The organism is Streptomyces sp. NPDC058864 (genome assembly GCF_042742985.1).
Lineage (GTDB): Bacteria > Actinomycetota > Actinomycetes > Streptomycetales > Streptomycetaceae > Actinacidiphila.
The window spans coordinates 131000-150244 of sequence record NZ_JBHYMQ010000017.1 but is presented as its reverse complement, the minus strand read 5'-3'; the positions used below and the strand labels follow the sequence as shown (position 1 = coordinate 150244).

General features: G+C 73.7%; 25 protein-coding genes. 11 read left to right on the top strand and 14 right to left on the bottom strand.

Features of this window, described 5'->3' with window-relative positions; translation table 11 throughout:
• The first annotated feature begins 228 nt into the window (after positions 1–228).
• The 3 genes from ACFW3D_RS16470 (at position 229) to ACFW3D_RS16460 (ending at position 3510) form a co-directional block, all read left to right on the top strand.
• Complete coding sequence (locus tag ACFW3D_RS16470; RefSeq protein ID WP_500504827.1) at positions 229–1833, top strand: alpha/beta hydrolase; 1605 nt, start codon at positions 229–231, stop codon at positions 1831–1833.
• A gap of 136 nt (positions 1834–1969) precedes the next feature.
• Entirely contained in the window at positions 1970–2854 is an 885-nt protein-coding gene (locus ACFW3D_RS16465; protein ID WP_500504826.1) for a DMT family transporter, read from the top strand.
• 92 nt (positions 2855–2946) lie between these two features.
• Complete coding sequence (locus tag ACFW3D_RS16460) at positions 2947–3510, top strand: Rv1733c family protein (RefSeq protein ID WP_500504825.1); 564 nt, start codon at positions 2947–2949, stop codon at positions 3508–3510.
• Between the two features lie 21 nt (positions 3511–3531).
• On the opposite strand, the gene ACFW3D_RS16455 is transcribed toward ACFW3D_RS16460, so the two are convergent.
• On the bottom strand, positions 3532–3747 hold the full coding sequence (locus ACFW3D_RS16455) for a hypothetical protein (protein ID WP_500504824.1): 216 nt from the start codon (positions 3745–3747) through the stop codon (positions 3532–3534).
• Between the two features lie 202 nt (positions 3748–3949).
• Positions 3950–4072: a hypothetical protein gene (locus ACFW3D_RS16450; protein ID WP_500504823.1), complete on the bottom strand. Its 123-nt coding sequence runs from the start codon at positions 4070–4072 to the stop codon at positions 3950–3952.
• Between the two features lie 354 nt (positions 4073–4426).
• Between ACFW3D_RS16450 and ACFW3D_RS16445 the strand changes: the two genes are divergently transcribed.
• The 3 genes from ACFW3D_RS16445 to ACFW3D_RS16435 all read left to right on the top strand — a co-directional run bounded on the left by ACFW3D_RS16445 (position 4427) and on the right by ACFW3D_RS16435 (position 5984).
• Positions 4427–4834, top strand: coding sequence for an ArsR/SmtB family transcription factor (locus tag ACFW3D_RS16445; protein WP_500504822.1), 408 nt, complete (start codon positions 4427–4429; stop codon positions 4832–4834).
• Positions 4831–5469 (top strand): SRPBCC domain-containing protein, encoded by a 639-nt coding sequence (locus ACFW3D_RS16440; RefSeq protein ID WP_500504821.1) that lies wholly within the window; start codon positions 4831–4833, stop codon positions 5467–5469. The genes ACFW3D_RS16445 and ACFW3D_RS16440 overlap by 4 nt, the downstream gene beginning before the upstream one ends.
• A gap of 68 nt (positions 5470–5537) precedes the next feature.
• A complete protein-coding gene (locus ACFW3D_RS16435; protein WP_500504820.1) occupies positions 5538–5984 on the top strand; it encodes a winged helix-turn-helix transcriptional regulator in 447 nt (148 codons plus the stop codon).
• A 155-nt stretch (positions 5985–6139) separates the two neighbouring features.
• On the opposite strand, the gene ACFW3D_RS16430 is transcribed toward ACFW3D_RS16435, so the two are convergent.
• Positions 6140–6586 (bottom strand): nitroreductase family deazaflavin-dependent oxidoreductase, encoded by a 447-nt coding sequence (locus ACFW3D_RS16430; RefSeq protein ID WP_500504819.1) that lies wholly within the window; start codon positions 6584–6586, stop codon positions 6140–6142.
• A gap of 485 nt (positions 6587–7071) precedes the next feature.
• On the opposite strand from ACFW3D_RS16430, the gene ACFW3D_RS16425 reads away from it, so the two are divergent.
• Both ACFW3D_RS16425 and ACFW3D_RS16420 read left to right on the top strand, forming a co-directional pair.
• Positions 7072–7620, top strand: coding sequence for a hypothetical protein (locus ACFW3D_RS16425; RefSeq protein WP_500504818.1), 549 nt, complete (start codon positions 7072–7074; stop codon positions 7618–7620).
• 117 nt (positions 7621–7737) lie between these two features.
• Positions 7738–9543 (top strand): S8 family serine peptidase, encoded by a 1806-nt coding sequence (locus ACFW3D_RS16420; protein WP_500504817.1) that lies wholly within the window; start codon positions 7738–7740, stop codon positions 9541–9543.
• A gap of 141 nt (positions 9544–9684) precedes the next feature.
• Here the strand turns inward: ACFW3D_RS16420 and ACFW3D_RS16415 are convergent, their stop codons facing one another.
• From ACFW3D_RS16415 to ACFW3D_RS16405, 3 genes are all read right to left on the bottom strand, one after another.
• Positions 9685–10299, bottom strand: coding sequence for a class I SAM-dependent methyltransferase (locus ACFW3D_RS16415; protein ID WP_500504816.1), 615 nt, complete (start codon positions 10297–10299; stop codon positions 9685–9687).
• A complete protein-coding gene (locus ACFW3D_RS16410; RefSeq protein WP_500504815.1) occupies positions 10262–11473 on the bottom strand; it encodes a PP2C family protein-serine/threonine phosphatase in 1212 nt (403 codons plus the stop codon). The genes ACFW3D_RS16415 and ACFW3D_RS16410 overlap by 38 nt, the downstream gene beginning before the upstream one ends.
• A gap of 169 nt (positions 11474–11642) precedes the next feature.
• Complete coding sequence (locus ACFW3D_RS16405; RefSeq protein WP_500504814.1) at positions 11643–12086, bottom strand: ATP-binding protein; 444 nt, start codon at positions 12084–12086, stop codon at positions 11643–11645.
• A gap of 650 nt (positions 12087–12736) precedes the next feature.
• On the opposite strand from ACFW3D_RS16405, the gene ACFW3D_RS16400 reads away from it, so the two are divergent.
• On the top strand, positions 12737–13501 hold the full coding sequence (locus ACFW3D_RS16400; protein WP_500504813.1) for a YqjF family protein: 765 nt from the start codon (positions 12737–12739) through the stop codon (positions 13499–13501).
• Between the two features lie 16 nt (positions 13502–13517).
• On the opposite strand, the gene ACFW3D_RS16395 is transcribed toward ACFW3D_RS16400, so the two are convergent.
• From ACFW3D_RS16395 to ACFW3D_RS16360, 8 genes are read right to left on the bottom strand one after another with little or no spacing between them, the layout of a single operon-like run.
• Positions 13518–13916 carry a gas vesicle protein K gene (locus tag ACFW3D_RS16395; RefSeq protein WP_500504812.1) on the bottom strand — a complete coding sequence of 133 codons (399 nt, stop codon included), beginning with the start codon at positions 13914–13916 and terminating at the stop codon, positions 13518–13520.
• Positions 13913–14128 carry a gas vesicle protein gene (locus ACFW3D_RS16390; protein WP_326579366.1) on the bottom strand — a complete coding sequence of 72 codons (216 nt, stop codon included), beginning with the start codon at positions 14126–14128 and terminating at the stop codon, positions 13913–13915. The genes ACFW3D_RS16395 and ACFW3D_RS16390 overlap by 4 nt, the downstream gene beginning before the upstream one ends.
• Positions 14125–14943, bottom strand: coding sequence for a GvpL/GvpF family gas vesicle protein (locus ACFW3D_RS16385; RefSeq protein WP_500504811.1), 819 nt, complete (start codon positions 14941–14943; stop codon positions 14125–14127). The genes ACFW3D_RS16390 and ACFW3D_RS16385 overlap by 4 nt, the downstream gene beginning before the upstream one ends.
• Positions 14936–15388 carry a gas vesicle protein gene (locus ACFW3D_RS16380; RefSeq protein ID WP_500504810.1) on the bottom strand — a complete coding sequence of 151 codons (453 nt, stop codon included), beginning with the start codon at positions 15386–15388 and terminating at the stop codon, positions 14936–14938. The genes ACFW3D_RS16385 and ACFW3D_RS16380 overlap by 8 nt, the downstream gene beginning before the upstream one ends.
• A gap of 14 nt (positions 15389–15402) precedes the next feature.
• Positions 15403–15657, bottom strand: a complete 255-nt coding sequence (locus tag ACFW3D_RS16375; protein ID WP_500504809.1) for a gas vesicle protein GvpG — start codon at positions 15655–15657, stop codon at positions 15403–15405.
• Positions 15658–15716: 59 nt separating this feature from the next.
• Positions 15717–16430: a GvpL/GvpF family gas vesicle protein gene (locus tag ACFW3D_RS16370; RefSeq protein WP_500504835.1), complete on the bottom strand. Its 714-nt coding sequence runs from the start codon at positions 16428–16430 to the stop codon at positions 15717–15719.
• 2 nt (positions 16431–16432) lie between these two features.
• On the bottom strand, positions 16433–16906 hold the full coding sequence (locus tag ACFW3D_RS16365; protein WP_500504808.1) for a gas vesicle structural protein GvpA: 474 nt from the start codon (positions 16904–16906) through the stop codon (positions 16433–16435).
• Between the two features lie 26 nt (positions 16907–16932).
• On the bottom strand, positions 16933–17271 hold the full coding sequence (locus ACFW3D_RS16360; RefSeq protein WP_500504807.1) for a gas vesicle protein GvpO: 339 nt from the start codon (positions 17269–17271) through the stop codon (positions 16933–16935).
• Between the two features lie 112 nt (positions 17272–17383).
• On the opposite strand from ACFW3D_RS16360, the gene ACFW3D_RS16355 reads away from it, so the two are divergent.
• Positions 17384–18148, top strand: coding sequence for a histone protein (locus ACFW3D_RS16355; RefSeq protein ID WP_500504806.1), 765 nt, complete (start codon positions 17384–17386; stop codon positions 18146–18148).
• Positions 18149–18152: 4 nt separating this feature from the next.
• A complete protein-coding gene (locus tag ACFW3D_RS16350) occupies positions 18153–19223 on the top strand; it encodes an SRPBCC family protein (RefSeq protein WP_500504805.1) in 1071 nt (356 codons plus the stop codon).
• Positions 19224–19245: the final 22 nt, after the last annotated feature.

Sequence of the window (19245 nt, the reverse complement as noted above, 5' to 3'; positions counted from 1 at the left end):
CAGGCCCTGCTCCGACTCGCCCGCCACCGCACCAGCGTGCTGTTCGCCATGCTCCGCGACGGCACCCTCTACCAACCCAGAACCCCCCACCTCGCTTGACGAAGAACATAGAGGCACCCCCCCCGCAGACCCTGTGCCGTTCACTCCACCGGGCTATGCGAACACTCCTGCCGGACACGGTGCGTGGTGCACTGATCACGCACCGGAGGGCGAAGGAGAGACGTGGCGATGAAGGAAGCCCGGACCACCGGCCCGATATCCCGCGGACCCCGGCGCGGGCTCCACCACGCGGCGCTCGCCGCACTCTGGGCCTGCGCACTCCTGCTCACCGCCTGCACGACGGGCCCGCCCGGGCAGAGGGCGGGGCACGGCCCCGGGCGGCCCGCGGCCATCGCCGCCACGGCGGCCGCTCCTCCGGCACTGGCCGACTACTACCGGCAGAGACCCGCCTGGAAGCCCTGCGCGGAGCAACCGTCGTTCCAGTGCTCCACCCTGCGGGCCCCGCTGGACTACGCCCACCCGGAAGCGGGCGACATCCACCTGGCGGTGACGCGCACGAAGGCCACCGGGACGGACGCCCGGCGCATCGGCTCACTGCTGTTCAACCCCGGCGGCCCCGGCGAACCCGCGATCACCTCGCTGTGGTCGTTCGCCGGGGCCTTCTCGCCGGCCGTGCGGGCCGCCTACGACCTGGTCGCCGTCGATCCGCGCGGAGTCGGTTCCAGCACCCCGGTGACCTGCCGCACCGACCCGGCCGGCGCCCCCGCGGGGGTCCGCGGCCTCCGTCGCGGGGGCGGTCCGCAAGCCGGCGGGCCGGAGGCGGACGGACCCGACTTCGCGGCGGCCGACGAGGCGGCCCGCGAGACCGCCACCGCGTGCGAGCGCGGCGCCGGGCGCCTGCTCGCCCACGTCGGCACGCTCGACTCGGCCCGGGACATGGAACTCGTCCGTGCCCTCCTCGGCGACGAGCGGCTGCACTACCTCGGCTTCTCCTACGGCTCCTACCTCGGCGCGAGCTACGCCGGCCTGTTCCCGTCCCACGTCGGCCGCATGGTGCTCGACGGCGCCGTCGACCCCGTGCTCGACGGCGTCCACAGCCTGCTGGGCCAGGCCCGGGGCTACCAGATCGCCTGGGACTCCTTCGCGGCCGACTGCGCCGCCCGCCCGGACTGCCCCGTGGGCCGCTCCCCCGCCGAGGCGGGCCGGACCCTGGACGCCCTGGTCGCCGCCCTCGACCGCGCCCCTCTGCGGCAGGGCAAGGACGTCGTCGTGGACGGCGACGGCCTCATCAACGCCGTCACCACGGGGCTCATGGCACCCGCGTGGGAGAAGCTGCGCGCCGCACTGGCCGAGGTGCGCTCGGGCGGCACCACGGCGGTGCAGCAACTGAGCGGGGCCCTCGACGACTCCGGTTTCAGCGGCGACGCGTACGTCGCGATCACCTGCCTCAGCGGCAGCCTGGGGCCGCGCGCCACCCCCGCGCAGGCGCGGGCGGCGCTCCCCGGATTCGTGCGCGCCTCGCCCCGCTTCGGCAGGTACTTCGCCGACCAGTTGTCGACCTGTGCCCACTGGCCGGTCCCCGCGGACCAGCCGGCCGGCCCCATCACGGCGCGCGGGGCGGCGCCGATCCTGGTCCTCGGCACCACCCGCGACCCGGCGACCCCCTACACCGAGGCCGCGGCCCTGGCCCGCCGGCTCTCCTCGGGCCGTCTCCTCACCTACGACGGCGACGGCCACACCGCCTACCTCAGGTCGGTCGGCTGCGTCGACGACGCCGTCGACGCATACCTGACCCGCGGCCAGTTGCCGCCCGCCGGCACCGTCTGCACCTGACGTCCCCGACAAGGGTTGGGGGACGGCTCGGGGTGGACCCTGATGCCCCGGGGGCGGCGCACACGATGTGCTGGGGGTCCGCGCCACCGCCCCCGCACCCCAGGAGGAGCCCCATGCCCGTTCCGAGGGCGCTCGCATGAACGGCGGTCTGCTGTCGCCGGCGGCGGCCCTGCTGTCGGCGGTCTGCTACGCGACGGCGGCCGTCGCCCAGGAGCGCACAGCGGCCGCCGGGCGGAAGCCGACGGGCGGGCTCTGGACGCTGGCGCTGGCCCTCCAGGCCGCCGGGGCGGGACTGCACGCGGTCGCGCTGCGGTACGGGTCGCTGACCGTGGTCCAGGCGCTGGGCGCGCTGACGCTCGTACTGGCGCTGCCGCTGCACGCCGCCCTCGGCCGGCGCCGGGTACGGCCCCGGGAGTGGCGCGGGGCGGGACTGACCGTGCTGGGGCTGGTGGCGCTGCTGCTGTCCATCGCACCACCCGGCACCGAACGGGTCCTGGGCGGCGCCGAGTTGGTCCTGCTGGCCGCGATCACCGCGACCGCGGCCCTGGCGCTGGCCCGGGTGCCGTGGGGCGCCGACCGGTCCGTGCTGCGCGCGCTGCGCTTCGCCACGGCGGCGGGCGCGGCGTTCGGCGTCGCCTCGTGCCTGACCCAGGGCCTCGCGGTGCACCTGGCCGAACGGGGGCTCGGGGCGGCCGTCGCCGACCCGATGCTCCTGGTGGCGGCCGGCTGCACCGGCGTCCTGGCGATCGCGGGGATGCTCTGGTCGCAGGAGGCGTACCGGGGCGGGCTGGGTGTGGCGCTGGCGGCGGTGACGCTGGCGAACCCCCTGGTCGCGGGGTGTGTCGGTGTGCTGCTGCTCGGTGAGGGCTTCCGGGGCGGCTCGCTGGGCCTGACGGTGGCCCTGGCCGGGGCGCTCGCGTCGGGCCGGGGCGTGGTGGTGCTGTCCCGGCCGGCGCCCGCGGCGGGCCGCAGGCACCTGGTGCCCGGCCCGCGTACGGCGTCGCCCGCGGTCGCCGACTAGGCGCGAATTCCCGGCGCGTGACCGCCTCGTGGGTGCAGCATGTCGGCAGTCCGGTCGCGGCCGGGCCACGCGCCTCGTCCGAGGGGGGTCCCATGCTGTTCTGCGCCTGTCCCGCCGTGCTGCCGTCACGGTGCCGCCCGTGCGCGCACACCCTTCCGCGGCTGGCCGCCTCGGCCGTGATGGTGCTGGCCGTGCTCGTCTCGGCCTGTGCGGGGTTCGCCGTGCACCGGGCGGAGCGTGCGCACGCGCTGGCCGAGCGGGGTCACCGGCACCTCGTGGCGGGCACCGCCCTGGACGGGACGGGGCCGGTCTTCCACGAGCACGGCATGCGCTCGATGCCGCCGGTGCGCGCCGGCTGGGAGTACCCGCGCGGCCGTCCGCACACCGGACGGGTCCCGGTGGGGCGGCCCGTCGAGGCGGGCGATCGGATACGGATCTGGGTGGACGACCGGGGCTCACCGGCGCCGGAGCCCCGCAGTACGGCCGGGGCGCGCGGGGCGGGCCTGGTGCTGGGCGTCACGAGTCTCCTGCTGTGGTCCGCGGTGGCCTGGGGCGTGCGCCATGCCGTGGCCGCCCTCGCGCTGCGCGTGCGGCTGCGGACGTGGGGGCGGGAGTGGGCGCGCGTCGAGCCGCAGTGGTCCGGCCGGGCGCCATGACCGCGGACGCACGGACCGGGGTCACAGGAAGAGCCGCAGGACCCGCAGACCTCGTACGTGGTCCTCGCCGGGGCCGGCCCTGAGCTCCTCCGGGGGTTTCCAGTCGGCGTGCAGGGCGGCCCAGAAGTCGGTCCACGCCTGGGTCTCCGTCGGGCCGCGCCCGACCGCGTCGGTCCCCGGGCAGCTGACCACGTAACCGTCGCCGTCCTGCCGGATCGTCACCGCTGGCTCGACCATGGCCCACCTCGCGTTCCGGTGCACCCGAATCACGTCAAGGGTCACCCGGTCGGCGCCGACGCGCAACAGCGCTCCGGGTGAGCCGTTCGGGGCAGGCGGGGGCGGCCGCTCCCGGCCCCTGTGGAGGGGGAAGAGGGTGGTCGCCGCGGGCGGGCCCATGGCGCGGGCCCGGCGGCCGGGTCGTCGGGCTCCACCGCTGCCGTCACCAGGCCAGGGCCAGGCGGCGGAAGCCCTCGGCGAGGTAGCGCAGCCGCCTGACCATGTAGGCGAAGACCGGGCGGAAGGCCGGGACGGTGCTGCCCGGCCGGCAGGACGTGTCGCTCATCTCGGGCGACCCTTCTGGACGTGCACGGTGTGCTTCAGGGGCCGGCGTCAGTACGGGAGGGGCCTTCCGGACGGTGTCCGCAGGTCGATCGGGGGGCGCGACGGCGCCGGCTTCTTCGGTCGCTGGACGCGGATGCGGCGCATGGTCATCACTCCTTCGGAAACGCGGCCCGTTCAGGGCGGACCCTTTCAGTCCTACGCCGTGGGCACCGGTGCCCGCGTCAGTGAACGTCCCGGAAGCCACCCCTATGCCCGGTTCGCCCCTACCCCCTTGGAGTGAGGCGCACGCCCGGGCGCGTCGTCGCTGCTCAAGGACCTATCTAAGTTCTTGCTTATATAAGGTGGCACTGGCATAGTGGCCGACGTGCACGCATTCGACGTACTCGGGGATCCGGTGCGGCGCCGCATCCTGGAGCTCCTCGCCTCCGGAGAACAGCCGTCCGGCGCGATCACCGAGACCATCAGAGGGGAATTCGGGATCTCCCAGCCCGCCGTCTCCCAGCACCTGAGGGTCCTGCGGGAGAACGGCTTCGCAGTGGTGCGGGCGGAGGGGACCCGGCGGCTCTACGCCGTCCGGACCGCGCCACTGCGCGAGGTCGACGCATGGCTGGAGCGCTTCCGCGGCTTCTGGGAACAGCGGCTGGACGCGCTCGGCACCGAGCTCGCCCGGGGACGCCGCGAACGGCGCCTCGCACAGGATCAGCAGCGACCGGGGACGGGGCAGGCCCGGGACCCCGGAAGGGAACGGGAAGACACCGCATGAACATCGTCGACGAGATCAACGCCATCCACCGCGCGACCGGCAACCGGGACGTCTCCGGCGAGGAGGCGCGCACGGTGCTGCTGCGCCGTACCTACGACGCCATCGTCGAGGACGTCTGGGACGCCTGCACCACCGCGGAGCGGATCGGGCGCTGGTTCCTGCCGGTCACCGGCGACCTGCGGCTCGGCGGCCAGTACCAGTTGCAGGGGAACGCCGGCGGGGAGGTCCTGCGCTGCGAACCCCCGAAGCTGCTCCGGGTCAGCTGGGTCATGGGCGGGGCGCCCGGGTTCAGCGAGGTGGAGGTGCGGCTGACCGCGCAGGACGAGGAGCGGACGGTCCTGGAGCTCGAGCACGTCGCCGTGGTGCCGCCCGGCATGTGGGACCAGTTCGGCCCCGGCGCGGTCGGCGTCGGCTGGGACCTGGGACTGCTCGGTCTCGGCCGGTATCTGGCCGGCGACGCCATCGGGCCGGAGAAAGCCGGGGAATGGCAGTTCTCCGACGAGGCGCGGGAGTTCATGACCCTCAGCAGCCGGGCCTGGGGCGCGGCTTACGCCGCCTCGGGCGCCCCCGAGGACACCGCGGCCGCCGCCGTCACCGCGACGACCGGCTTCTACGTCCCGGCACGCCCCGAGTAGGCCCGGTCACCGGCGCGCCGTTTGCCCGGCCCGCCCTCGCGGTTTAATGTCGAAACCAGGAGAGGGCGATGCAGAAGAAGGACTTCAGTGACGGACCGTGCCCGGTCGCGCGGACCCTGGGTGTCGTCGGCGACTGGTGGTCGCTGCTGATCGTCAGGGACGCCCTGAACGGGGTGCGCAGGTTCAACGACTTCCACCGCGGCCTGGGTTGCGCCAAGAACATCCTGAGCAGCCGTCTCGGCAAGCTGGTGGAGCACGGGGTGCTGTGCACGGTGCCCGCCTCGGACGGGAGTCCGTACCGCGAGTACGAACTCACCGAGGAGGGCAAGGGCCTGCGGCTGGTGCTGCTCGCCCTGCGCCAGTGGGGCGAGGCCAACCTCTTCGAGCCGGGGGAGGAACGCACCACCGTCGTGGACCGGGCGACCGGCCGCCCGGTGGCGCCGCTGGAGATGCGTGACGCCGACGGGCGGCCGCTCGGGCCCGACGACATCGAGTTGCGGACCCCGGCGCCCTGACGACCGGCGCCTGACGACCGGCGGGGTGCCGGACCGCGACGGGGGAACCACGGTCCGGCACCCGCACCGCACGCCTTGCCGCGATCGCGGCGTTCATGCGCACCGCGCGGCTCACCCGGTGCGCGGCGCCGGTGCGCGATGCTCGCGCCCCGCGCTCAGTGGGGGCGGGCCGCCGGCTCCAGGACGAAGACCGGGATCTCGCGGTCGGTCTTCTTCTGGTAGTCCGCGTAGTCGGGGAAGGCCTCGACGGCCCGGTCCCACCACAGCGCCTTCTCCTCCCCGGACACCTCACGCGCCGTCATGTCCCGGCGCCGGGGGCCGTCCTGGAGCTCGGCCCTGGGGTCGGCGAGCAGGTTGTGGTACCAGACCGGGTTCTTCGGGGCGCCGCCGAGCGAGGCGACCACGGCGTACAGTCCGTCGTGCTCCACGCGCATCAACGGGGTCTTGCGGATCTTCCCGCTCTTGGCCCCGCGGGTCGTCAGGACGACCACGGGCAGGTCGCGCATCGTGGTCCCCTCGGTACCTCCGGAGCTCTCGTACCGCTCGACCTGCTCGCGCACCCAGGTCTGCGGGCTCGGCTCGTACTCGCCCTCCAATGGCACGGGTTCCTCCTCCGTCTCGGTCGTACTGTCCTGTCCATCCTCCCCCAACAGGCGTGCCCGTCCGGGCGGATGGGCGAGGAGGTGCGTGCGCGCGCCGGCGATGCCGGCGATGCCGGGTTCCGTACCGGTCGGCGGGCACCCGATCCGGGCGCCGGCTGACGTCCCGACGTACACGTCGCCGTGGTCGTGCATGCGTTCGCGGACCTCCGGTTCGAGCGCCGCCGGCCCGGGTCCGCGAACCGCGAGACGCACTGCCGGGAGCCGCCCCTGGGCGCGGGGCTCCCCCGCCGTGGGCCGTCCGGGTGAGGCGCCCGGAAGAGGGTCGGTGCAGCTCGGGCGCCCTCCACCCTCCGGTGGCGGTATGTCCTGGCAAGCGGTTTTTGTCCGGTGGTGGTTTGCTGCGCATGGCGGCGGACCTGTTCTGAGAGCCCCCTCCATGGAGCCGCCGTCTCACCCCTTCCCGTCACAGCTCAAGGAGGAGCTTGATGTCGGTCTACACCCCCCAGCAGTACGGTCAGCAGATGCAGCAGCCGCACTGGCAGCAGTCCGGTCAGCAGCAGTCGCAGCCGTGGGCAGGCCAGCAGGGCTACGGACAGCAAGGCATCGGCCAGCAGTTCATGGGCCCGCAGGGCTACGGGCAGCAGCACTTCGGCCAGCCCGGGATCGGGCAGGGCCAGCAGCAGCTGCCGCTGCTGGTGACCGAGTTGTCGCTGCGCTGTGCGGCCACGGCGGTCAACGCCGTGGTCGAGCAGGTGCGCATCGACCCGCAGATCATCCTGGGCATCCAGGCCCAGGGCCAGATCCCGCCGCATGCCTGGAGCAGCGTGCTCACCGAGTGCGCCCGCCGCATCGCGCCGGTCGTGCACAGCGCGATCTGCCAGATCGCCCAGGGCCAGCAGTACGGCCAGCAGCAGTTCGGCCCGTACGGCCAGTTCCAGGGTCAGTTCCCGAACGGCCAGTCCCAGTACGGGCAGTCGCCGTACGGGCAGTCGCCGTACATGCAGCACGTCGGTCAGATGCCGCTCGGCATGTGACCGGTCTCCGGTCGGCCGGGGTGGCCCTCGCGGGCTGCCCCGGCCGGCCGGGCCGTCCGGCCGCGGAAGCGGCGCGGTGTCGTCCAACGCAAGGCGATCGGTGAAGGCGGAAGCGTGATGAGTGAGCAGCAGGGCAACGGCGGCATGGCGAAGGGGCAGGGCGGAGCCAAGGGCGGCCGCAAGCCCGGTGCCGGACCTGAGGCCGGCGGGGCGAGCGGACCGGGCACCGGACCCGGCGCGACGCAGCAGGGCGCGCAGCAGTACGCGAGTACGGCCGGGACCTACCCCGGGCACCCGGGCCGGGCCGGCCGCGGCCGGTACCTGGTCGCCCCCCGGCCGGCACCCTGGCTGACCGCGGGCGTGCCGCCCGTCGAGGCCTCGGCGCTGTTCACCCTCCTCGAGGAGGACCCGGAGGTGGAGCTGGTCGCCCAGGTGCACCCCTCGCGCGCCCGCGGGCTGGAGGCGATCGCCGAGCCCCACCCGGTGTGCCCCCCGGTGGCCGTGGTGACGATGCCCCACGAGCGCGCCCGGGCGCTGGCCGCCAACCCCCAGGTGGTGGTCGAGGCCGACCAGCCCCTCGCGTACGCACCGGCCCCCTCGGCGAGGCCGGCCGTGCCGGCGGTGGACCCGGCGATGGAGGTCACCCTCCAGGAGCCTTTGTGCATCACCGTACGGGTGACCAGCCGCGGTCAGGGCGTGGCGGACGCGCAGGTGTGGGCGACCGGCACCGGTTCGACGGCGTACGCCGTCACCGGGACGGACGGCCGCGCGCGGCTCGTGCTGCCGGCCGACACCCCGGCCACCGTCCGGTCCCTGTACGTGCGTCCGGCGGGCGACCACTGGCCGGTGCGCACCGGCCGTCCGTTCACGGACGAGGACACCCTGACGGGCGCCGAGGTGGAAGTGGTGGTGCGCTCCCTGGCGGAGACCTTCGAGGGCTTCCCCGACCGGCCGCTCACCGGCTGGGGCTGGCAGGCGATGCGTCTGCACGAGATCCCCCCGACCTACCGCGGCCACGGCGTCTCCGTCGCCCTGCTGGACTCCGGGGTCGACACCGCGCACCCGGACCTGAAGGACACCGTCCGCTCGGGGGCGGACTTCACGCCCGCCGCCGACGACGCGGGCTGGCGCACGGACGCGACCGGGCACGGCACGCGCTGCGCCGGGATCGTCGCCGCCGCGGACAACCGCACCGGGGTCACCGGCATCGCCGCGGACGCCGCGGTGCACGCGCTCAAGCTGTTCCCGGGCGGCCGTGTCGCCGACCTGCTGCGCGCGGTGGACCACTGCATCGCCCACGACATCGACGTCGCGCAGATCAACGTCACCTACGACCAGCCCTCGCAACTGGCGGCGTGGAAGCTGATGGACGCGCATGCGGCCGGCGTCGCCGTCATCGCCCCGGCGGGCGACACCGCGGGGGCGCTCAGCCCGCTCGCCGCCCTGCCGACCGTTCTGGCCGCGGGCGCCCTGGCGCACACCGGCACCTACCCGCCGGACAGCCCGGCAGCCGCCGCGCAGCCTCCGTGGCCGGGCCCGTATCCGGCGCCCTTCACGCCGACCGGGCCAGGGGTAGACCTCACCGCGCCCGGCACCGCGGTCGTCACCACCGCGCTCGGCGCCGGCTACACGGTCGCCGAGGGCACCGCCATCGCGGCGGCCCACCTCACCGGCCTGGCCGCGCTCGTGCTCGCCCACCACGAGCACCTGCGGGCGGCACCTCAGCCGCGCGGCGCGGCCCGCACGGACCGGCTCATGTCCCTGCTCCGCGGCGCCAGCCGCCCGCTGCCCGTCACCGAGCAGCTCCGCGTCGGCGCCGGGCTGCCCGACGCACCGACCGCGCTCGGTCTCGGCACCTCGGCGGCGGCGATGTTCTCCGCGGGCGCCGACCCCATGGCGACGGGCTCCCCCTCCCCCAACTGAGCCCCGTCCCCGCCCCCCGCACAAGGCGGTGGTCCGGTCCCGTCTCCCGGACCACCGCCCTCTCGCGCGCGACCGGTGATGATCATGTGCGCGGGCGTGAGCGGGTCCTGATCCTCCGCGACGCGCCGGCCCGAGCAGGCGTCAGCCGACGGCGCCCGGGGTCCCGGCGACGGTGAGGACGACGGAACGGTCGCCGATGCGGGTGACGCGGACGAGCGGATCGGGGAAGCCCGCCGCGACCGCCAGTGCCGCGGCGTCCTCCGCCGTGCGCGGGAGCGGCAGGTCGGGGGCGACGAGGGACGCGAAGGGGCCCGAGGCCCGGAACCCGGGGGCGAGTGGGAGGGTGTAGCCGACGCGGCCGCCGGGCCGCAGCGCGCGGCGCCAGTCGGCGAGGGCCCGCCTGCCGAGGAAGTGCAGGGAGGACGCGCACAGGATCAGGTCGAGCGCGCCGTCGGCGCACGGAAGAGGTACTGCGTCCGCCACGCGCCAGTCGATCGCCCCGGGCGGCGCCGAGCGCCCGGCGCGGGCGCGGCCCGCGGCGACCATGGCGGCGGACACGTCCACCGCGAGCACCGCGGGGTCCTCGGACGAGCGGGCGCGGGCGAGCGCCAGGGCCACCGCTCCTGTGCCGCACGCCACGTCGGCCACGCGGCGGTCCGCCGGTACGGGGTGCGCCAGGCCGATCAGGGCCGCGGCGACGGCGTCGTGGTGGACGTCGTCATAGTCCGCGGCCAGCAGATCGAACGCCCGGATCATCGGCGTCCGCCGCCGTGTCGGCTCCTGCGTGGGCCCGTGCATGCGGTGGCAGTCCTCCCAGGGCGTCGCGCACGATCGCGACCACGGCCATGTCGTCCTGCAGCGGCGCGGCCACGTGGGCCAGCAGGTCGTCGGTCACCTTGCGTACGAGCTGGTCGGGGGCCCGGTCACACCATTCCGCGACCCGGCTCATGAGCGGGTAGAACTCCCCCGCGCCGTTGCGGGCCTCGGTCACGCCGTCGGTGTAGAGCAGCAGCCGGTCGCCGGGGGCGAAGGGGAAGGTGGTGGGAGCGTAGCTGCTCCCGGTCAGCCCGCCGAGGCCCAGCGGGGGCGCCGGTTCGGGGACGTCGAGGGTGGTGACGGTCCCGTCGTGGACGAGGATCGGCGGCAGGTGCCCGCAACTGACCACACGCACATACGGCTCGTCGTCGGGGATCTCGACGACGGCAGCGGTGACGAAGCGCTCCCCGACGTCGGTCGCCTGGGGCCCGTCCCATGACTCGGTGAGCTCCCAGCGGACGCCGGCCTCCAGCGACGCCATCAGCTCCGCCAGCGGCGCCTGCCGGTGGGCGGCGGCGCGGAACGCCCCGAGGACGGTCCCGGTGTCGCCGATGGAGCCGAGGCCCTTGCCGCGCACGTCGCCGATGAGGAGGCGGGTGGCCCGCGCCGTGCGCGCGACGGCGTACAGGTCGCCGCCGATGCGGTCGCCGTCGCCGGCGCTGCGGTACGCCGTGGCGATGGTCACCGGGCCCGCGTGGGTGGGCAGCGGCCGCAGCAGCACGCCCTGGGTCGCCTGCGACACCTCGCGCAACTCGACCATCTCGCGTCTGTGGCGCTCGCGCAGGGCGCTGATGAGGACGAGCAGGACGGAGAGCAGCACCAGCGAGCCGAGCTGGACGAGCACGCTCTCCGAGGACAGCGTGTGCCGCTCGGCCCCGGCGGCGACGAGCGCCAGCACGGCCGCGAGTCCCGTCAGGGCGCCGCGGACGGCTCCGGCGAAGGCGGAGGCGAGGGCGACGGGGATGACCAGCACGTGGGCGAGGTGGATGTCCTCCGGCAGGAAGTGGTCGGCCACCGGCACGGCCGCGATGATCGCGATCATCACCCCGAGGAAGACCCTGCAACCCGATCCGATGGGATCCTGCATCGCCGAGAGACGGGACCCGAACTCCATGCGGGTGCCTCCCTTCCCGCACCCGCGCCGGGTGCGCCACGACAGCCCTCGCTCTGGGCGATCTCAACATAAGGGTATTTCGTTTTCTTCCGGACAAAATTCGCGTACGCAAATCAACCCCCCGGAGTCCCGGGGGTGGGTGGCCGGCCGAGCGGTGCCTTCGCCCAGGTCAGGCGGCCAGCAGTTCCGCCCAGCGGGCGCCGCCGCGGTTGCGGACGCCGACGCCGGAACCGACGCCGAGGCTGTCGACGATGGCGGCTCCACGACCGTGCTCACCGGTGCCGCAGCTCGCGGCCCAGGCGCCGTGCCGGGGTGCGGGCCCGCCGTCCGTGACCTCGACGCGGATGATCGCCGTGCCGTCGAGTTCACCGCGGCGCAGGCGCAGCCGCAGGGCGACCGGAGGCAGTGCGTGCTCCACGGCGTTGGTCACCAGTTCCGACACGACGAGCACGGCGTCGTGGACGGCCTCCTCCGGCACCGACCAGCCGGTCAGCACGGTGCGCGCGGTGCGCCGTGCGACGGCGACGGCCACGGCGCGGTGTTCCAGCTCGCACACGTACACGTACACGTCGGTACGGGCGGCAGGTGACGAGGTGGCGTAGCTGTGCGTCATCTCCATCACTCCCCACGCCGAAGGGCTGCTCCGCAGCGTCACCGGTAGGGGGAAGGGCCCCCTGTCCGTCCCCAGCGGATGCGGGGCCCCGGCACCCGCCCCCATGGTGTACCCCGCTGTCACCTCCTGAACCCCACGTGTCACAGGGGTGGTCAGACGGGCCTTCTGGAGGCGATCGCCGGGCTCGGCGCGGCCGGAACGGGACGAGCACCGGGTGCGAGCAGGCCCCTGCCGCGAGGACCGCCCGGCGGTGCTGCGCTGCCGGGCGCGGCGGCGCGCCGGCATCCGCCCCCTGGCGCACGTCGAGCCCACGGCATCGGACCGGGACCCGTACCTGCACGCGGCACGCTCCCCCGCGCGGCGCTCGACGCGCTCATCGTGCGCACCCGCGCGGTGACGGGCCCGGACCGCCTGGGCCGCGGCGACGGTGCGGCGGGCACGGCGGTGGCGACGGCGAACCCCGGCAGCGCGGTGCCGCTCGTCGACGAGTCGCACCAGGCCGTCGCGTCCTCCGAGGGGACCCTTCGTGCTGCCGCGCAGCGGCCCGGGCACCGGCCGGCGCTGCGCGGCGGAAACCCCGCCCGGCCCGCCCCACCGCACCCGGTGCCACCCTCCTCCGGCGTCCCTGGGCCGTCTGCGATCCTGGTCGGGTGCCGCCCCCGCAGACCGTCCCGGAACCGATCACCGCGGACCCGCCCTACGTGGCCACCGCCCCGCTGCTCACCCAGTCGTGGCTCGACCTGGCCTTCCTCCACTGGGCGGCCGACCCCGCGGACATCGCACCGCTCCTGCCCTCCGGCACCGTCCCCGACACCCTCGGCGGCGTCACCTACGTGGGCCTCGTCGCCTTCCGCATGCACCGCGTCGGCTGGTTCCGCCTCCCCGGCGTCCCCTATCTCGGCACCTTCCCCGAGACGAACGTCCGGCTGTACTCCGTGGACGCCCACGGACGGCGCGGTGTCGTCTTCCGTTCGCTCGACGCCTCCCGGCTGATACCCGTGGCGGTCGCGCGCGCCGCGTTCCGCCTGCCGTACCTGTGGTCGCGGATGGCGATCCGCCGCGACGGCGACACCCTCACGTACACCAGCAGCCGCCGCTGGCCGGGCCCACGCGGGGCGCACTGCCGCATCACCGTCCGCGTCGGCGAGCCCGTCGCGGAGCCCACCGACCTCGAGCACTTCCTCACCGCGCGCTGGGGCCTGCACAACACGTTCTTCGAACGGCAGGTCTACCTGCCGAACTCACACCCCCGCTGGCCCCTCCACCGTGCCGAACTCCTCGACTGCGACGAGACCCTGGTCGCCGCCGCCGGCCTCCCCGCCCCCGTCGGCCCCCCGGTCAGCGTCCTGTACTCCCCCGGCGTCCCCGTCCGGTTCGGCCGCCCCTCCCGCCCGGGCGGCATCCCCACGCCCTGAGACCCCACCCGCGCGTTCAGTCGGGCGGAAGGAGCGTGCCCAGAGGGCCGAGGTCGAGGTTGAGGTCGGACATGGACAGGCCGTACTGGTCGCAGAGGCCTGCCATCCGGTCGTGGAGGATCATCAGCGTGGCACCGAGGCGTTCTTCCTCGTCCTCGGTGAGGTCGCCCGCGTCGACGCGGTGCAGGGCCTGGCGTTCCATGAGCTGGCGGAGGAGTTCGACCAGGGTCAGGACGAGCTTCATCAGATCGCGTTCGACCGTGTCGGGGTCGGTGCTGATGCGGCGCGCGGGACGGGGGGACGGGGTGTCGCGGGGGACGGCGGGCAGGAGGCGGAAGGCGCGGGCGGCGGCGTCGGCGACCTCGCCGAGGCGGTCCGGGGGCTGGTCGTCGCCGGGGGGTGCGGGGGATCTCATGGGCCGGGCTCCGGGCCCCAAGGGGACGGGTTGCGTTCGCTGATGGAGACGATCAGCGCGCGCAGGGAGATGCGGACGAGGTCGATGTCGGCGATGGACAGCACCACGTCGCCGGTGAGGACGACTCCGCCGCTGAGAAGGCGGTCGAGCAGGTCGACGAGGGCAACCTGACGCTCGGCCAGGGGTTCGGGGGCCCGGTCGGCCGCGGTCATGGCGCCGCGTCCGCCACGTCGGCCGGGTCCGCCCCGGGCCGGTCGGTACCGGGGAGGGCGGCGAAGGAGTACGGCGCCCAGGGGCCGGTGACGTCGACGCGCACCCCGGGGAGTCCCTCAGCGGCGGCAAGGGCGCGGGTGCGGAAGGCCTCGGCCCGTGCGTGCGCGACGAGGAAGGCGTCGTTCAGGACGTTCTCTCCCGCATCGGCGGCGAGTTGGCCCTGCTGCACGCGGTGCCGGGCGTGCCCGGCGGCCAGTTCGCGCCCGATCGACTCGACGCGCACGGCAGCCTCCTCCGCCGCGCGGTAGGCCTCGTCGCGGGAGTGCCGCTGGGCGCGGCGGGCCCGCAGATAGGCGCGGCCGGGGCTGAGGTCCTCGGCCGCGCCGGTGGGCCCGGCGGCCGCCGCCGGGGCGTCCACGTAGATCTTGACGCCCCATTCGAGGTGGCCGGCCAGCCGTTCCAGGACCTCCCTGAACGCCGCGTCGTCCTCCCTCAGCACCTGGCGCACGCGTTCGTCGTCCAGGTAGACCGTGGCCAGGCGCAGTGGCAGCACGGTGGTGTGCGCGGAGAGCGCCTCGATGACGGTGTGGTGGGCGCGGGCGACGGCCTCCAGCCAGTCCAGGTCCTCAAGGTGCCGGCGGAGGGCGTCCTCCTGGAAGTCCGTGGCGGGCACCGGGCTGACCGCGGCGGCCAGCGTGCCGGACGTCACGAGGCGTACGGGGGCCCCGGCGACGCCGGTCAGCGCCTCCAGGGCGCCGTCCGGCACGCCCCCCTCACGCAGCACGCCGTACGCGTAGCCGACCCGCTCATTCATCGTCGTCCGTCCCGGTACGGCCGCGTCGGCGGGGCGTCGCCGAGGAGGACCGCGTGCGGTGGCGGGAGGCCACGCTGCCGCGCGGTGTGTCCGTCAGCTCCCGCCCCTCCTTGAGCGCCTCGATCTCCTCGCGCAGCCGCCGGTTCTCCTCCGCCAGCGAACTCTCCCCGTGGGCGCGCGAGGACAGCGACGGATCGTGCTCCCACCAGTCGATGCCCATCTCCTTGGCCTTGTCGACGGAGGCCACCAGGAGGCGCAGTTTGATGGTGAGCAGTTCGATGTCGAGCAGGTTGATCTGGATGTCGCCGGCGATGACGATGCCCTTGTCCAGGACGCGTTCCAGGATGTCCGCCAGGTTGGCCGACGACCCCTGCCCGTAGGCGTACGGCTGGGGAGCGGCCCTCGTGGGGTACGAACCGAGCCGGCCGGCCGGGGAATCCGTCACAGCGTCACCTCGTCTCAGGGCGCGGCCTCACCGCGCCGGAAGGCGGCGATCTCCTCGAGGCGGTCGAGCAGTACCTCCTCGCGCGCCTCGAAGGTCTCCTCGTCGATCCGCCCGGCGAGGAGTTCCTTCTCCAGGGCGGCGAGTTCGCGTTCGACGGGCTCGGGGTCGTAGTACTCCTGCTCGGCGGCCTCCAGCACCCGCTCGACGACCCAGCCCACCCCGCGTACCGGTGCCAGGGGGAGGGTGACGATCTGTGTGAACAGTCCCATGACACCGCCTCCTCGTCCTCGTCCGTCTCCTCGTCCCCGTCACACGATGCGCGTCCCCGTCACACGAAGCTGTACGGCGGCAGCGGTCCGAGCAGCCGGAAGTCGCATTCCTCGCCGACCTGGTTGGCCAGGCTGAGCTGGGTGGCGAGGAACATCTCCTCCTTGCTGTCGTCCACCAGGAAGGAGACGCTGAGGAAGTCCTGTCCGGTCGGCGCGGTGGCCACGTCGTCCCGGACGAAGGGGCGCAGTGCCTCGACGATGCCCGCCCCGAGTGCCTGCTGGCGGGCCTGCACCTCGTTGGAGATCAGCTCGCCCAGCATCAGCGGCATGTCGGGGGAGCCGGATCCGCCGCGGATCCGCTCGTTCAGCCGGCTCGCCTCGTCGTTCTCCTCGAGGATCCGGCGCAGCAGCGAGTCCTCGTCCCACGAGACCTTCAGGTGGTACTCGGCGCAGCCCTCCAGGTTCTTCAGCTGTTCCCGGAACTCGCCCGCGCGGTCCTCCAGCACGCCGCGCACGGCGTCCTCGTCTGGTGCCGTGAAGCCGAAGCGCAGCGGCAGCACGGCGCCGTCCGCCATCAGGCGTTCCTGGACCTCCTGGTGGGCGAGGACGTCCCTGCGCCGTGGGCGCAGGTCCTGGGGGGCGTCGCTCACGACCGCGGAGAGGTCGCCGTTCGTCACCGTTCGCAACGGGTCGTCCGATCCGCCGACGGGCTTGAGCCCGTCCAGGCGCACCGGATGGTCCTTCGAGGTGATGGAGTAGACGTAGACGGCCATGGTCATTCCCTCTCCCGCCGGGAGGTGCGCCTGGTGCTCCTGCGCTGCGGCCGGGGCTCCTCCTCGTACTCCGCTTCCTCCTCCTCTTCGGGCTCTTCCTCGTACTCGTCCTCGTCGTCCTGGTCGTCGCCCTTCAGGGCCCCCGTGACGGCCTCCACGGCGCCGGAGAGCGCGCCCTTGGACTTGCCCTTCGCGCCGCTCTCGGTGATCTCGCCGACGAGGTCGGTGAGCTGGGTGGGCTGTTTGCGGCCGGACTCCAGGTCGAGGCGGTTGCACGCCTCGGCGAAGCGCAGATACGTGTCGACGCTCGCCACCACGATGCGGGCGTCGATCTTCAGGATCTCGATGCCCACCAGGGACACGCGGACGAACACGTCGATGACGAGCCCTCGGTCCAGGATGAGCTCCAGGACGTCGTACAGGCTCCCCGTACCGCCCCTGGAGATGCTCCCGCCGCCCTGCGGCACCACGGTCATGGCGCCTCCCTTCAGCGCTTCCCGTCTCAGAAGCGCCGGTCGGTCTGCCCCCGCGTGTAACGGCGGGTGCGTTCGTACGCCACCAGGTCTCCCTCCTCGTCGAGCTTCACGTGGTAGGTGGCCATCACGCTGGTGGTCTCGGGCACCCGCTCCAACTCCAGCACCTCGACGTCCGCTTCCCAGCCTTCGTCGACGGGCTTGACCGCCGAGACGGACTCCGGCCTGCGGCCCAGGAGTTCGAAGAGCTGATCGGCGGCGGAACGCATCGCCCATGCGGCGGAGCGCTTGCGCGGCCGCTCCGCACGTTCGCCGTCCCGGCCGCGCCTGGTGCTCTTGCTCCGGGCGTTCCTGTCGCTTGCGGCCATCCCCTTCTCCGGTTCCGGAGGAGCGCCACCCCCATTGAGAAACGTACTATTTCAGCATATACACCCCACAACGTCTGTGCGGCGCCGGGTCGCTTTCCGAAGGGAACGACTGATGAAGGACACGACCAAGATCGCTCTTGCCGCCGCAGTCGCCGGTGGTTACGTGCTCGGTCGCGCCAAGAAGGGGCGGCTCGCCTTCGCGATGGCGACCTTCCTCGCTGGTCGCCGTGCCGGACTCGATCCGCAACAACTGCTCACCGAGGGTATTCGCAAGCTGCAGGACGTACCGCAGATCGCCGACCTCAACGAGCAGCTGCGCGGCGAGCTGATGGACGCCGGCCGCAAGGCGGTCACGGCGGCCGCGGACCGCAAGCTGGCCGACCTGGCGGGCGTGTTGCACGACCGCACGGCCCGGATCGGCGCCAAGAAGGAACGCGGCGAGGAAGCCGAGGGCGAAGAGGAATACGAACCGGAAGAGGGGGAAGAAGAGGAGGCCGCGAGGAAGCCCCGGCCGAAGCGCCGCCGTCCCTCACGGGCGGCGGAGGAGCCCGAGGACGAGGAAGCCGAGGACGAGGGCGAAGGCGAGGAGGAAGAAGAAGAGGAAGAGGAGGAACCGCCGAGGCGCCGCCGGGCCGCGAAGCGCCGGCAGCCCAGGCCCGAGCGGGAACCGGAGCGCAAGCCGGCGGCCAGGAAGGCACCCGCCAGGAAAGCACCGGCCAAGAAGGCGCAGCCCGCGAAGAAGACCACGGCCAAGAAGACCGCCGCACCGGCGAAGCGTACGGCGAAGAAGGCTTCCGCGCCCGCCGGGAAGACCACGGCGCGCAAGGCGCCGGCGAAGAAGGCGGCGGCCAAGAAGACGTCCACACGGCGGAGGTAGCCCGATGGCCAGGACGGCGCAGGACACCGGCAACGGCCAGGCCTCCGGCCTGGACCTGCTGCGCGACGAACTCGCCAACTTCGTCGGCGCCCAAGTGGGCAACCTGGCCGACAAGGCGGGCGACAAGGTGGCCGACCTCACCGACCAGTTGGTGGGCGTGGCCGAGAACGGCGGGGTGCTTCCCAAGGCGGGCCTGAAGATCCTGCAGGGCGAGTCGCCGCTCAAGGCCATCGGCGGCGGCGTGCTCGACAAGGCCAAGCAGGCGCTCGGCGGCGGTAAGAAGGGAAAGGGGCGCAAGTCCGGGACGCAGAAGGTGACGAACATCGTCGAGGTCCAGGACGTCGGCGTACCCATCCGGTTCGCGTACGACCACTGGACGCAGTTCGAGAAGTTCAGCGCGTTCACCAAGGGCGTCCGCAGCGTCTCCAAGGGCGACGACACGTCAAGTGACTGGAAGGTCAAGGTAGGCCCTTCGACCCGCGGCTGGAAGGCCACTGTCGTGGAGCAGGTCCCCGACGAGCGCATCATCTGGCACTCCGACGGCGCCAAGGGCACCACGCGCGGCAGCGTCAGCTTCCACGAGCTGACTCCCACCCTCACCCGCATCGTCCTCGTGGTCGAGTACTACCCCTCCGGCCTGTTCGAGAAGACCGGCAACATCTGGCGCGCCCAAGGGCGCCGGCTGCGGCTCGACTTCAAGCACTTCCATCGCTATGTCTCACTCACCAATGAGGAGCCCGAGGGCTGGCGCGGCGAGATACGCGACGGCGAGGTCGTACGGACACACGAGGAGGCCCTCGAAGCGGAGGAGGCCGAAGAGGCCGAGGAGGCCGAGGAGGCCGAGGAGGCCGAGGAGGCCGAGGAGGCCGAGGAAGAGCCGGAGGACGAGGGCTACCCCGAGGACGAGGACGAAGAAGAGACGGAAGAGGAAGAGGAAGAGGAAGAAGGGGACGGCGAAGAAGAGGACGAGGAGTACGCCGAGGACGAAGAGGAACCGGAGTACGACGACGAGGAGTACGACGACGAGGACGAGGAGTACGAGGAGGAGGAGGAGTACGAGGACGCGCGTCGATGACGCCCCGTCACTCCCCCGTGCC

Excerpts from the sequence above, each read along its gene's own strand:
- ACFW3D_RS16425 (WP_500504818.1), top strand. The coding sequence starts at position 7,072 with ATGTCGGTCTACACCCCCCAGCAGTACGGTCAGCAGATGCAGCAGCCG.
- ACFW3D_RS16385 (WP_500504811.1), bottom strand. The coding sequence starts at position 14,943 with ATGAATGAGCGGGTCGGCTACGCGTACGGCGTGCTGCGTGAGGGGGGC.
- ACFW3D_RS16420 (WP_500504817.1), top strand. The coding sequence starts at position 7,738 with ATGAGTGAGCAGCAGGGCAACGGCGGCATGGCGAAGGGGCAGGGCGGA.
- ACFW3D_RS16360 (WP_500504807.1), bottom strand. The coding sequence starts at position 17,271 with ATGGCCGCAAGCGACAGGAACGCCCGGAGCAAGAGCACCAGGCGCGGC.
- ACFW3D_RS16365 (WP_500504808.1), bottom strand. The coding sequence starts at position 16,906 with ATGACCGTGGTGCCGCAGGGCGGCGGGAGCATCTCCAGGGGCGGTACG.
- ACFW3D_RS16465 (WP_500504826.1), top strand. The coding sequence starts at position 1,970 with ATGAACGGCGGTCTGCTGTCGCCGGCGGCGGCCCTGCTGTCGGCGGTC.
- ACFW3D_RS16390 (WP_326579366.1), bottom strand. The coding sequence starts at position 14,128 with ATGACCGCGGCCGACCGGGCCCCCGAACCCCTGGCCGAGCGTCAGGTT.
- ACFW3D_RS16470 (WP_500504827.1), top strand. The coding sequence starts at position 229 with ATGAAGGAAGCCCGGACCACCGGCCCGATATCCCGCGGACCCCGGCGC.
- ACFW3D_RS16375 (WP_500504809.1), bottom strand. The coding sequence starts at position 15,657 with ATGGGACTGTTCACACAGATCGTCACCCTCCCCCTGGCACCGGTACGC.
- ACFW3D_RS16460 (WP_500504825.1), top strand. The coding sequence starts at position 2,947 with ATGCTGTTCTGCGCCTGTCCCGCCGTGCTGCCGTCACGGTGCCGCCCG.
- ACFW3D_RS16395 (WP_500504812.1), bottom strand. The coding sequence starts at position 13,916 with ATGAGATCCCCCGCACCCCCCGGCGACGACCAGCCCCCGGACCGCCTC.
- ACFW3D_RS16415 (WP_500504816.1), bottom strand. The coding sequence starts at position 10,299 with ATGATCCGGGCGTTCGATCTGCTGGCCGCGGACTATGACGACGTCCAC.
- ACFW3D_RS16450 (WP_500504823.1), bottom strand. The coding sequence starts at position 4,072 with ATGAGCGACACGTCCTGCCGGCCGGGCAGCACCGTCCCGGCCTTCCGC.
- ACFW3D_RS16455 (WP_500504824.1), bottom strand. The coding sequence starts at position 3,747 with ATGGTCGAGCCAGCGGTGACGATCCGGCAGGACGGCGACGGTTACGTG.
- ACFW3D_RS16350 (WP_500504805.1), top strand. The coding sequence starts at position 18,153 with ATGGCCAGGACGGCGCAGGACACCGGCAACGGCCAGGCCTCCGGCCTG.
- ACFW3D_RS16410 (WP_500504815.1), bottom strand. The coding sequence starts at position 11,473 with ATGGAGTTCGGGTCCCGTCTCTCGGCGATGCAGGATCCCATCGGATCG.
- ACFW3D_RS16355 (WP_500504806.1), top strand. The coding sequence starts at position 17,384 with ATGAAGGACACGACCAAGATCGCTCTTGCCGCCGCAGTCGCCGGTGGT.
- ACFW3D_RS16370 (WP_500504835.1), bottom strand. The coding sequence starts at position 16,430 with ATGGCCGTCTACGTCTACTCCATCACCTCGAAGGACCATCCGGTGCGC.
- ACFW3D_RS16435 (WP_500504820.1), top strand. The coding sequence starts at position 5,538 with ATGCAGAAGAAGGACTTCAGTGACGGACCGTGCCCGGTCGCGCGGACC.
- ACFW3D_RS16440 (WP_500504821.1), top strand. The coding sequence starts at position 4,831 with ATGAACATCGTCGACGAGATCAACGCCATCCACCGCGCGACCGGCAAC.
- ACFW3D_RS16405 (WP_500504814.1), bottom strand. The coding sequence starts at position 12,086 with ATGACGCACAGCTACGCCACCTCGTCACCTGCCGCCCGTACCGACGTG.